Source organism: Bdellovibrionota bacterium, assembly GCA_040386775.1.
GTDB lineage: Bacteria > Bdellovibrionota > Bdellovibrionia > Bdellovibrionales > JAEYZS01 > JAEYZS01.
In genome coordinates, this window is record JAZKEU010000021.1 from 1 (window position 1) to 12,828 (window position 12,828).

The window sequence follows — 12,828 nt, forward strand, 5'->3', positions numbered from 1 at the left end:
TGCTCTTTTGGATCTAAAAACATAATTTCTCCAAAGGTGAGCCGCACCTTTTCCAAACGTTTGCGTCATTTGACGCAAATCTGTGGAAAAGGTGCGGCTCACCTTTATCTTGCGTAGTCTACGGCTCTTACTTCGCGAACTACGGTTACTTTGATTTGTCCTGGGTAGTTCATTTCTCTTTCGATTTTGCGGGCGATGTCGCGGCTGAGCAACAACGACTGTTCATCGGTTACTTTTCCGCCTTCCACAAGAACTCGGATCTCACGGCCTGCTTGAAGAGCAAATGTTCGGATGACGCCATCAAAGCTATTACCAATGCTTTCTAGATCTTCTAGTCTTCTCACATAAGTTTCGTTGGTTTGTTTACGAGCACCTGGTCTTGCGGATGACAATGCATCAGCCGCTTGTACTAAATGTGCAATCACAGTCTTTGGCTGTTCATCTTCATGATGGGCTCTGATTGCGTGTACGATTCTTTCAGCTTCACCATGTTTTTTTGCAAATTCTGCACCGATGATTGCGTGGGATCCTTCGATAGAATGATCTAGAGCCTTACCGATATCGTGTAATAAACCTGCGCGTTGTGCGGCTTTTATATCAGCACCGATTTCTGCCGCCATCATTCCTGCAAGGAATCCAACCTCGATAGAATGTGTGTAGTTATTTTGTGTGTATGAAGTTCTGTATTTTAAACTTCCTAAAAGTTTTAAAATCTCTGGATGAACCCCTACTACCCCCAATTCAAAACAAGCTTTCTCACCGTCTTCTTTGATGGATTTAAATAATTGTTCTTTTGTTTTTTGCACAACTTCTTCAATACGAGCCGGATGTACTCTGCCGTCTTCTAGTAATGTTTCGATTGTACGTCTTGCGATTTCTCTTCTTACTGGGTCAAAAGATGAAATGACCACGGCTTCTGGAGTCTCATCAACGATCAGATCCACACCACAAGCGGCCTCAAGAGCTCTGATGTTACGGCCTTCTTTACCGATAATTCTTCCCTTCATCTCGTCTGTTGGTAGCGCCAGAACGTTGACCGTTCTTTCTGCTGCGTATTCACCAGAGTATCTGGCCATAGCAAGAGAGATGATTTTTTTAGCTTTTTTCTCTGCTTCTAATTTTGCTTCGTTCTCAATCACTTGAGCTTTTTTAGCGGCATCGATTTCAGCTTCGTGTCTCACCGAGTTTACTAATTCTTCCTTAGCTTCGCTGGCAGAGTATTTTGAAACTGTTTCCAATTTGTGTTGAAGGTCTTTAAGGTTGTCTTCAAGTCTAACTTCTTTTTCTTTTAATTTTTTTTCTAAAGTATCAACTTCTTGAGCGCGGCTTTGAGTTTGGCTCAATTTTTCTTTGTACTCTTTCTCCACGGTACTCAGTTTTTGATCCATGTTTCTTTCTTTGTCTTTGAGAGATCTTTCCGTATTGGCGATTTGATCTTTTTGACGTTTCAAATCGGTTTCAGTGTTTTTTCTCATTTGGATTTCTAGATCTTTGGCTTTTTGCTTAGCGGCACCTTCGATTCTTTGAGCTTCGAATTGCGCTTTACTTAAAAGACGATCTGCTTCCGACTTTGCCTTCTTATTTTTGTTGCCTTCAGCGATACGACGACCGATCACAAATATTGCGAAACCAACGATCATACCAACGAAAACATAAATTGCTTCCATCATAAAACTTTCCTTTCTTGAGTCTTTACACCCGACATCTTACTTTCATTGATAGTAAAAATGTCCTTTTCCGTAACAATAACGTCGACTGGGATATCGTGTTCTGAACTGGGTAAAGATTCGGTAATTTGAACAGAGTAGGCCACTCCAACTTTAATGCCTGAATAATTCTTAAGAGTTTTGTCGTAAAAGGCTTTCCCGGAGCCTAGACGCTGTCCCTTAAGATCAAATGCGATTCCTGGCAAAAGAATACCCTCGATATCCGAGAGTTCGATTCTTTTGGTCTGCCGGATTACTTCCTGTGAAGGCTCCTCAATCTGATATTGATTGAGAGACCATTTTTGATTTTCGTTTGAGTAAAAACTCAACACTTCGCCATCCACAACAGGGTAACACCATGAGATGTCGACCTTAAGAGAAACTGCTGCTGGATTGGCTTCTGATTTAAAAGCACGGTAAGTCGCCCAATATTTATTGGACTTCTTAGGCAGTACTTTTAATAAATTTTCGGCTATTAGATTGCCCGCTAGACCATGAGATGGGTCTTTAGATTGCGCACAGAATTCTTCACGCTTAGCTTTGAAGAGCTGTCTCAGATTATTCTTATTTTCAATACTTTCAAAATTTTTCAAAATTATCTAACCTTTGCCCGGCCTAAAATATTTTAGGTTTCAGGGGCAAACACGGCTAGTCGACTTGAACTAAGTAATCTTAGTGATCGAGTCCTAGCTGTGGTGTACGGCTAGACTCTAAGTTGGCGAGGATTTCCTGAGCTTTAATTTCAACATCCGAAAGTTCATTCAATGCTTTTTTCTTAAACACGAGCTGTTCTTCGGCTAAATTTAAACATGCCAGTATGGCTGCTGTTTGTAATGAATCTGTTTTAGTTAAAGTTAAAGATTGCTGAATTTTATTATTAACAAATTGAACAAGCTGTTGAACGGTCTCTTCCGAATGAGAAGATTTTAAACGTAAAGAGATACCACCGATTTCAACTTCATAAACATTATGTTGTGCTTTATTTTCAATTGCCAAAGCTTTCATACTCCCGCACCAATTATCAATTGTTTCCTTACGTTTTATAAGCAACAAAAGATTAGGGTCTAACCTAATAATAATTCTCGCAAATTTCCGAATTTTCGTCAATTGAAAAGCTATCGATAGAAGCTAATTCTTTGCTTGGTCCGATATCGCGTAGGCATGGTTCACCAAAAGTCCAGTTATCCGCCTGAAATCACTCAATAGATCCATATGAATAGAGCTCGTGTTGATACTCTCTTGAAGTCCCTTTTTAAGACGCTCGATGTGAGATTCTTTGAATTGTTTTTCAAGCTTTCTTAACTCTCTTTTTTTAGTGATAACGCGGTTAGCAAGGTCCCGGTCTTGAAGATGGAAGCATGTCAAAGACATCGTAGCGATCTCCATCACCACTTTATGCATTTCATTGATCTCTCTCCAACCCTCTTCACTGAATTGAAGCTTTAATGCATGTTTTTTGCGCGCTAGTTCCATGATCGAATTGTCGATCACATCGCCCGCACTTTCCAAATCACTGATATAAGTAATAAGGTTCATGTTTTCTTCGCCCAGCTCACCCGATGGTGTTGAAAGTTTGGCCAAAAAGAGTTTGATTTCTCTTTGAAGCATATCCACTTGATTATCACGGTTACGAATACTTTCAATCAGCTCGGGGTCCTCTTGCTTAAATAGATCCTTACATTCTTTTAGCATACTGATGACGATATCGCCCATTCTTAGAGCTTCTCTTCTCGCTTGTGCAAAAGCCAATTCTGTATGCTGGTAAGTTTCCAAATTCAAATACTCTGGACCGAACTCTTTTTCTTGCGCTGTTCTTGGAAAAAGCTTTTCGATGATTTTGGCACCTTGATCTATCAACGGATAGAACATGATTGCAGATATAATATTTAAAATTGTGTGCGCATTCGCAACATCACGTACAATAGAATCAGACGTTGGCATATATTGCGAAATCACGGCATCCGTTAAAATATAATAAATTGTAAATGGAATGATCTTATAGAAAAAGTGTGCCCACGCCACCTGTCTACCGACGTAATTTGACCCTATAGAGGCAATGAGGGCCGTCGCCGTGGTCCCAATATTTGCACCGTAAATCATATAAAGAATTTCTGTAAAACTAAAAATTCCTGAGCTACCCAAGCTCATCGCAAAACCCAACGTCACGGCACTACTTTGGAAGACTGCCGAGAGGACTGCTGATAAAGCTAAAATATAAAAAACGTTTTGCTTAAGATTAGTAAATACTTCCATCATGAAGTCGTACTTCTTAATAATCTCTGTTCCCTGCCCCATCATATCGAGACCTATAAACAAAAGACCAAAGCCAACAACAACACCAGCCAAGCTTTTTGGAATGCGTTTTTTAGATGCAAAATAAAAAATAAAACCGAAAATAAAAATAGGAAGTCCATACTCTGAAATATGAAATGACATGATCTGAACAGTGAACGTCGTACCGATAGCCGTGCCCACGATCAAACCCATCACTTGCGACAATGTCACCACTTGAGCTGAGCCCAATCCCACAAGCATGCTGGTTACTGCGCCTGAGCTTTGTAAGAAGATCGTGAGCGCAACACCTACGAAAATTGCTAAATACTTTCTGCCTGAGATTTTTTTGAAAAGATCTTGAATACGATTTGCTGCTAATTTTTGCAGTTGCTCGCTCACGAGACTCAGACCATACATAAAGAATGCAAGGCCTCCGAATATTAAAGCAACCGCTGAATGATTTTCCCAATTCATTCTTTCAGTCTTGCATTGTTTGGGACGTTGATCAAGGTCCTCGTTTGCTTTTAAAAGATTAAATTTCTTTTAGCGGGATACGCCTTCCGGGCTTCTCCTCTCAGGCATGAGTACATGCCTTCGCCCCATCCATGGGGACGGAAAATCCCGCTAAAAGAAATTTAATCTTCTAAATGCTTGCGACGATCTTAGAAAAAATAAAATACGGAAAAATAAAACTTATAAATTGTAGATTGATTGGGGGTTAATTTTTTAGGAGTTGGGTTTGAGTGATTTCTTTTTCGGCGTATACGTTCGGTACTAAGAGGAGGTCGGTTTTTCTATTTAGACCTTCTATGCTGAATTTTACGTAATATGATTCGTTGGCTTTTACTGGAAATTTTATTTTTAGCCCTTTCCAAGGAAGAGGTCTGCCGAAGGCGCTGTCTTTGTAATAAACTGTGGCTTCGCCTGGATCTATCTGCTGAACATAATATCCACCTAAAGATAATTTACCGATTTTGTTGTCGTTAATATAAAACCATGGGACATCGGGATTGAGCGAATCTGCTTGAGTATATGTTCTATATAAATATACAGTCGCTTTGTCTGAATTTGGTTTTTCTAAAATAAATGGTGTCGTTTTCTTAGGATACGCACAACTCGATAAAACTAAAATTAATAACCAGTATTTCAAGATTTTGCTCCAGTTAATTAAGCCGCGAGAAAGCGAATTATAGATCTCCGCTTTTTATGCAGTCTAAGTTACATACATAAACGATTGTATGTTTTGATTTTTCTAGTCAATTCTCTGATCTCGGATTGATTCATTGGTTTGTATGTCACAAGGCCATCTTCAGTTTCAACTATCAAGGTATTACCATGCTCTATCATTTCAGGTGTTAGGTTAGCCTTTTCCTTGGCATTGAGTTCGTAAGCTTTGCATGAACTAGAATTTAATTTGCCTGTGGTTAAGCTGTAATTCTCAATGTGTATGGCGCTCTCATCATCTGATACTATCAATCCAATGATATTTTTATTATTTTTTAGGGCATAAAAATCTAAATTTACTGCCCATAATAATACTCTCAATCCAAACTGCCCAGGGATGCTATCCAGTTTCCAAGCCTTATATGCAGAGTCTTTGGACGTTTGATTTTCGGTTGTAGCTGCTTTTACATTTAAACTTGTGATAATAATCGCAAATAAAACTAATAACTTCATACTTTTCTCCTAGAAGTCCGGAGCTTATTTGATAATAATGTCCAAGTATAGATGTCAGAATTTTTGACAGGTACATTTTACCTGATCGGAATTTTCTCAACCCTCATGTTTTCAAATAATAGAATTAATAAATTCTTCCGAGTTGAAAGTTCTTAGGTCTTCGACCTTTTCTCCAACACCGATAAGTTTTATATTGAGATTTAAGTCGCTAACAACACCTAAAGCTACTCCGCCTTTTGCGGTGCCGTCCATTTTTGTGATGATGACTCCTGTCACGCCGATGGCTTCGTTAAATTCTTTGGCCTGGATCAATGCGTTTTGCCCTGAATTTGCATCTAAGACCAGTAGAACTTCATGTGGAGTTCCCGGTACAGCTTTCTCCATGACTCTTTTAATTTTCTTCAATTCTTCCATAAGATGACTTTGCGTGTGCAGCCTCCCCGCCGTGTCGACGATCAAAACGTCCACTTCTGCTTCGGATGCGGCCTTTACCGCGTCAAAAGCAACGCCACTGGGATTGTCTACGCCTTCGGGCGAAAAAAATAGTACGGAGCTTCTATCGGCCCAAACCTTCAATTGTTCTTTCGCCGCCGCTCGAAAGGTATCGCCCGCCGCAATCATCACTTTTAAACCTTGCGATGCAAGTTTGTTGGAAAGCTTTCCGATGGTTGTTGTTTTACCCGCACCGTTCACCCCAATAATCATCCATACTTCTGGTTTATGTTTTAATTCTGTATTGGTAATCATGGAAAGTTCTGAAGAATTTTTTTTAAAAATATCTTTCATTTCGCTTTTCAAAAGAGATCGCAAACTCTCCGAATTGAGTTGCTCACCCTTGGCTTTGTTTTGAATCTGCAAAAGAAGCTTGTGCACGGTCTTAGGACCTAAATCTGAAGTGTAGAGAACCTCCTCAATACTCTCCATCTCATGGGATTCAAGACTGTTGTTGGGTCCTAGGGCCTGCGATAGACGGCCCCAAAAACCCTTCTTGGTATTGGCTAAAGCCTCTTCAAGACTCACCAGCTTTTCGCGTGGCTTTAAAACTACTTCTTCGGGTTTAGATTTTGGAATTTCAGAAGGAGTTGAGGTTTTTCTATTCTTGAGAGCCGCGAACAATCCTGCGCCTAGCACTGAAAGAAGTACTAAGCCAACAACGCCCAACTCAACGAGACCCCAACCTAAACTGTTGACCAAATCCATCATACAAACCTCTCAAGTCCTCAGGGGACATTTAGAATGGCCAATCTAAAAAAATATTTAAACTTTGTCACGCCGCTATTTTTATATAACCGGTGATTGCAAGAATTCGTCATAATTGCTATGTATATAGCCTCACACATCAATAAGGTATCAGTAAAAGGTTGCATGAAAGTCATTGAGCATATCCAAAAAGCTAGAGATCCGATTTTTTCGTACGAAATTATTCCACCCAATCGTGGCAGATCAGTAAAAGATATCATCGATATCGTAGAAAAATTAGCCGCCTACAACCCTCCTTGGATTGATGTAACTGCACATGCATCTAGTGCCTACTACCATGAAACTGGTGATGGAAAACTTGAAAGAAGAACCATCAAGAAGAGACCCGGAACTCTCGGTATTTGTGGAATTATTCAAAATAGATTTAAAATTGATACAGTAGCGCACATTTTGTGTTTAGGTTTTACCAAAGAAGAAACTGAAGATGCGCTCATCGAATTGAATTATCTCGGCATCGAAAACGTTTTGGCTTTAAGAGGCGACACGCTCAACTATGATAAACAACCTGCAAAAAACAGAACGGCCAATCAGTACGCCTCTGAGCTTGTGTCACAGTTGAGCAATTTAAAAAAAGGAATCTTCTTAGAGGAAATTAGCGAGAGTAGTGCTTTGGATTATTGCGTGGGCGTTGCAGGATATCCGGAAAAGCATTTTGAAGCGGCAAATTTAAAAACAGACATTATGCATTTGAAACAAAAAGTCGATCAAGGCGCGGACTACGTCATGACGCAAATGTTTTTTGACAATCAAAAATTCTTTGATTTCGTCAGTCACTGTCGCGCGGCGGGAATTACTGTTCCGATTATTCCTGGTTTAAAAATATTAAAATCGGCAGCGCAATTAAAAACTCTTCCCAAAAATTTCTACATGGATATCCCTGCGGAACTTTCGGATGAAGTTTTAAAAAATCCAGATCACGCAGTTGAAATTGGAAAACGTTGGGCCATGAGACAAACAGAAGATCTCTTAAGAGCCAATATTCCCTACGTGCACTACTACGTAATGAATGATGTGGATTCCGTAACTGAAGTCGTTAAAAAATTTAAATAGACCTTTAGAGAATAAACCAGTGAGAATAAACCAGAGGAAATACAATCCGTGAAGAAGTCTTCTTTACTTTTAGAGCTTGAACAGACATTGAAAAACAGAATCATGATTCTTGATGGAGCCATGGGAACTGTGATTCAAACGTATAAGCTGAATGAAGAAGATTTCAGAAAAGGTCATTTCGAAAATCATCCCAAAGATTTAAAAGGCAACAATGATCTTCTGGTTCTCACAAGGCCTGACATCATCAAACAAATTCATTTGGATTATCTAAAAGCTGGCGCAGACATCATTGAAACCAACACTTTCAACGGAACAAGAATCGCTCAAGCTGATTACAATCTTGAATACATAGCTCCGGAATTAAACCGCGCTGCTGCTCGTCTTGCTAAGGAAGCTTGCATTGAGTTCATGAGAGACAACCCTGACCGAAAATGTTATGTTGCAGGAGCAATGGGACCTACAAATAAAACGGCTTCCATTTCTCCCGATGTCAACAATCCTGGTTACCGAGCGATCTCATTTGATGAGCTCGTGGCAAATTATTACGAAGAGGCAATCTGTCTACTTGAAGGTGGTGCCGATATTTTACTTCCTGAAACAACGTTTGATACTTTGAATGTTAAGGCTGCACTTTTTGCAATTCAAAAAATTGAAGAAGAAAGAAAAGAAAAATTACCCGTGATGATTTCGGTGACGATCACCGATCAATCTGGAAGAACTCTTTCCGGACAAACAGTGGAAGGCTTCTGGAATTCCGTGAGACACATGAAACCACTTTCTGTCGGAATCAACTGTGCTTTAGGTGCTGAAGAAATGCGTCCTTATATGCAGGATCTTTCGAACATCTCCGAAGTGTATGTGAGCTGTTATCCCAATGCTGGTTTACCAAATCCATTATCAATTACAGGTTACGATGAAACTCCTGAATCTCTCAGTGGAACATTATTGGAATTTGCTGAGAGCGGATTCCTAAATGTTGTGGGTGGCTGCTGTGGTACGACTCCCCCACATATTGAGGCAATCAGTAGACGCCTTAAGAATATTAAACCTCGCGCGCGAAAAGACTTAGAATCTAGAACTCGTTTATCAGGACTAGAATCACTCAATCTAAAATCAGATGGTGATAGACCATTCATTATGGTTGGGGAAAGAACCAACGTCACCGGTTCTCCAAAGTTTGCCTCTCTCATTAAAGAAGGCAAATACGATGAAGCACTCACAGTTGCTAGGCAACAAGTTGAGAACGGCGCAAACATCATCGATATAAATTTTGATGAAGCGATGATTGATGGACCAAAAGCAATGAAGGACTTCGTAAACCTTGTGGCTTCTGAACCTGACATTTGTAAAGTCCCCATCATGATCGATTCTTCCAAGTGGGAAGTGATTGAAGAAGGACTTAAGTGTCTTCAAGGAAAAGGAATCGTCAATTCCATTTCACTTAAAGAAGGCGAAGAAGAGTTTCTAAGACAAGCCAATATAGTTCGCAAATATGGTGCGGCAGCTGTCGTTATGGCCTTTGATGAAAAAGGCCAAGCCGTTGAAACGGAAGATAAAGTTAGAATCTGTTCACGTGCCTATAAACTTCTTACAGAAAAAGCGGGATTTGAACCAGAAGATATTATCTTTGACCCTAATATTTTAACCGTCGCCACGGGAATGAGCGAGCATGATAACTATGCCGTAAACTTTATCAACGCGATTCCGGAAATCAAAAAAGCCTGTCCCGGAGCCTTGATCTCTGGCGGTGTTTCCAATCTTTCATTTTCTTTTAGAGGAAATAATAAAGTCAGAGAAGCCATGCATACAGTCTTCCTCTATCAGGCCATTTCTAAAGGCCTCGACATGGGAATCGTCAATGCCGGAATGCTGGAAGTATTTGAAGAAATCGATCCGATCCTTCGCGAAAAATGTGAAAATGTAATTTTAAATAAACATGCTGGGGCCTCGGAAGAATTGATCGACTTGGCTGAAAGCTATAAAAACCAAGCTGGTCAAAAAAATATTCAAAATTTAGAATGGAGAGAAAACTCTCTAGAAGAAAGAATTTCTCATTCTCTGGTCAAGGGTATTGAAACTTTCATCGATGAGGATACAGCCGAAGCTCTGGCCAAGTACAAACGTCCTCTCGATGTCATCGAAGGTCCCCTTATGGGTGGAATGAAAGTCGTGGGCACACTCTTTGGCACCGGGAAGATGTTCCTCCCTCAAGTGGTTAAGAGTGCGCGTGTTATGAAAAAGGCCGTGAAATATCTTGAACCTTACATGGAAGAAGAAAAAAAGAAGTTCTTAAAAGAAGGCCAAGTTTCCAGTCAAAATACATTCTTGATTGCCACCGTTAAAGGCGATGTGCATGACATTGGAAAAAATATTGTATCGGTAGTGCTTGCTTGCAACGGTTATAAAGTGATTGATCTCGGAGTGATGGTTTCATGCCAAGATATCGTAGATAAAGCCAGAGAACTCAATGTGGATCTCGTAGGACTCAGTGGCTTGATTACTCCCTCTCTTGATGAAATGGCAAATAACTTAAAAGAATTCGAAAGAATAGGACTCAACAAACCCGTGCTTGTGGGCGGTGCAACCACTTCGAAAGTTCATACCGCAGTCAAGTTAGATCCCCACTACTCTCAGGCCGTTTGCCATGTCGGTGATGCCTCTCTGGTGGTAGAAGTTTGCAATCAGCTCATCAGTGATAAAAATAAAAAAGCTTATATTGAAAAGACCAAAGCGAATTACAAAGAAATCAGAGAAGCCTATTTGAGCTCTCTAGACGAAAAAAATAAATTTATGCCTATCCAAGAAGCCCGCACCAAGGGCTTTAAAACTGATTGGGATAAAGTTGATATCGAACAGCCTGAGTTCAAGGGTGTTCGTGAATTCAGTTTTACTGTGAAGGACATCGAACCTTATATCGATTGGTCTCCTTTCTTTTGGACTTGGGGATTAAAAGGTGTTTATCCACAAATTTTAGAAAAATATGATGGAGAAGCTAAAAAAGTATTCGATGAAGCTCAAATATTTTTAAAAAAATTCACTTTCGAAAATACCATTCGTCCAAAAGCCATAGTGGGAATTTTTGATGCCTACTCCACGAATAAAGATTCGGTGATTATCCACGAAAATGGCAAAGAAATCGATACGCTGACCTTCATGAGACAACAGAGAGAAAAAGAAGCAGTCTCTGGCGTCTATCACTGTCTGTCTGATTTTATTGCACCGGATATTTCTAAAAAAGATTCTATGGGTATGTTTGTTGTGACCGCCGGCAAAGAAATTGATGAGATGGCTAAATCTTATGAAGATCAAGGCGATGACTATACTTCGATCTTAATCAAAGCTCTCGGCGATAGAATTGTCGAAGGCCTAGCAGAGCTTTTACATAAAAAAGTGAGAGAGGCTTATGGTTTTGGTAGAAATGAAAATCTAACAACTCAAGATCTCATCAAAGAAAAATACCGAGGAATTCGCCCAGCACCCGGTTATCCTGCTTGCCCAGATCATACAGAAAAATCCAAAATTTGGAAACACCTAAACGCCTTCGAAAGAACTGGCGCAACTTTGACCTCTCACTATGCGATGAGCCCAGGCAGTACGATCTCTGGATATTATTTCAACCATCCAGAATCAAAATATTTCCACGTTGGAAAAATCGGTAAAGACCAAATCGCCGATCTCGCTAAAAGAAAAAATATGTCAGAACAAGAATTAGAAAAATTCCTAGCCTCAAATCTCCTCTAACCAAAAAAGTACCCCCTAGTTTTCTGTACTGTCGATGCGTCATTTGTTGCGGGAATGTTGCATGAAGGAGTGACGTTTTTAAGTAGAGCTGGCCATTTTAGAGCCTGAATTTATTGTTATACCTAACCTTAGAACTTTAGATTGAGGAATTGTCTTTGCATACAGTAAGGATATGAACATGAAAAAGTACCAACTTATGACTTTATTTATTATTGGCCTGATCATCTTTGCCGAGGTCAGTTCCGCTAAAGCCTTTCGCCCCAATAATAATAGCGTAGATTTTTCTGTCGGTAATTCTTGGGACAGAAGACCACCCAATGACAATGATCTCAGTAATCCTTTAATTCTGAACTTAGTATCTAGAACCGCAAGAATTTATAGCAACACCGGCGCCAACGGAAAAAGTATTCCTGTTGGCTCAGGAGTATATTTAGGAAAATATCAGAACCAATACATCATGATGACCAACAATCATGTCATTCCTGATCAAAAATTTTGTGTTACGGTGGATTCCGTAAAATTTGAAAATCAGAAAAATTTAAAATGTGGTGAAATTATTTTTACCGATTATAAAATAGATATCACAGTATTTACTTTACAGAGCAATACCAACGAAGAGCACTTAGAAAATTTACCGCCTATGGAGTTTGAGACCCAAAAAAAATACTCGGCTGGTCAATCATTAATTACCGCAGGCTTCGGATCTTTTAAAAATAACCAAGGAAGTATAACCATTGATAACAGTCCAAATTGCATATTGATGAGAGGGTCTGATAAACTTTTGAATTTAATATTAAATAATTCTAAAACCTCTCTGCCGGGACTTGCTCATGCTTGCGAACAGTCTGAAGGAGATTCTGGTTCTGTAATTATTGATTCTCTGACTTCAAAAATCGTTGGACTGAACTTCTTTGTAGCTACAGAGCGAAATGTAAAGGTCCAAAGCGATAGTATTATTCAAAATAATGTCCTAAATCCCTCCGCGGAAATTCTAGGAAGCATATCTTATGCAATTCCCTCAGCACTAATCAAAAAGAGTTTAGATAATTCTTTAGTAGATCCTAAACAAAAGCATAAAGATATACTCTATGCTCTTTTAAGTTTATTTGATTAAATAATT

The 12,828-nt window shown here is 39.6% G+C and carries 10 protein-coding genes; 3 read left to right on the top strand and 7 right to left on the bottom strand.

Features of this window, described 5'->3' with window-relative positions; translation table 11 throughout:
- Positions 1-104: 104 nt before the first annotated feature.
- The 7 genes from rny to ftsY all read right to left on the bottom strand — a co-directional run bounded on the left by rny (position 105) and on the right by ftsY (position 6,860).
- Complete coding sequence (gene rny, locus V4596_13270; protein MES2770109.1) at positions 105-1,670, bottom strand: ribonuclease Y; 1,566 nt, start codon at positions 1,668-1,670, stop codon at positions 105-107.
- Positions 1,667-2,299, bottom strand: a complete 633-nt coding sequence (locus V4596_13275; protein MES2770110.1) for a 5-formyltetrahydrofolate cyclo-ligase — start codon at positions 2,297-2,299, stop codon at positions 1,667-1,669. The genes rny and V4596_13275 overlap by 4 nt, the downstream gene beginning before the upstream one ends.
- A gap of 79 nt (positions 2,300-2,378) precedes the next feature.
- On the bottom strand, positions 2,379-2,711 hold the full coding sequence (locus tag V4596_13280; GenBank protein ID MES2770111.1) for a cell division protein ZapA: 333 nt from the start codon (positions 2,709-2,711) through the stop codon (positions 2,379-2,381).
- A 123-nt stretch (positions 2,712-2,834) separates the two neighbouring features.
- Positions 2,835-4,454 (bottom strand): Na/Pi cotransporter family protein, encoded by a 1,620-nt coding sequence (locus V4596_13285; protein MES2770112.1) that lies wholly within the window; start codon positions 4,452-4,454, stop codon positions 2,835-2,837.
- 244 nt (positions 4,455-4,698) lie between these two features.
- Complete coding sequence (locus V4596_13290) at positions 4,699-5,130, bottom strand: DUF2846 domain-containing protein (GenBank protein MES2770113.1); 432 nt, start codon at positions 5,128-5,130, stop codon at positions 4,699-4,701.
- 68 nt (positions 5,131-5,198) lie between these two features.
- The gene (locus tag V4596_13295; GenBank protein MES2770114.1) at positions 5,199-5,657 is read right to left on the bottom strand and encodes a hypothetical protein; all 459 of its coding nucleotides are present in this window, start codon (positions 5,655-5,657) and stop codon (positions 5,199-5,201) included.
- A 111-nt stretch (positions 5,658-5,768) separates the two neighbouring features.
- A complete protein-coding gene (ftsY, locus tag V4596_13300) occupies positions 5,769-6,860 on the bottom strand; it encodes a signal recognition particle-docking protein FtsY (GenBank protein MES2770115.1) in 1,092 nt (363 codons plus the stop codon).
- A gap of 162 nt (positions 6,861-7,022) precedes the next feature.
- Here ftsY and V4596_13305 point away from each other — a divergent pair, with 162 nt between their 5' ends.
- The 3 genes from V4596_13305 (at position 7,023) to V4596_13315 (ending at position 12,822) form a co-directional block, all read left to right on the top strand.
- Positions 7,023-7,967, top strand: coding sequence for a methylenetetrahydrofolate reductase (locus V4596_13305; GenBank protein MES2770116.1), 945 nt, complete (start codon positions 7,023-7,025; stop codon positions 7,965-7,967).
- A 48-nt stretch (positions 7,968-8,015) separates the two neighbouring features.
- On the top strand, positions 8,016-11,708 hold the full coding sequence (gene metH, locus V4596_13310; protein ID MES2770117.1) for a methionine synthase: 3,693 nt from the start codon (positions 8,016-8,018) through the stop codon (positions 11,706-11,708).
- A 178-nt stretch (positions 11,709-11,886) separates the two neighbouring features.
- Positions 11,887-12,822: a trypsin-like peptidase domain-containing protein gene (locus tag V4596_13315; protein ID MES2770118.1), complete on the top strand. Its 936-nt coding sequence runs from the start codon at positions 11,887-11,889 to the stop codon at positions 12,820-12,822.
- The last annotated feature ends 6 nt before the right edge of the window (positions 12,823-12,828 follow it).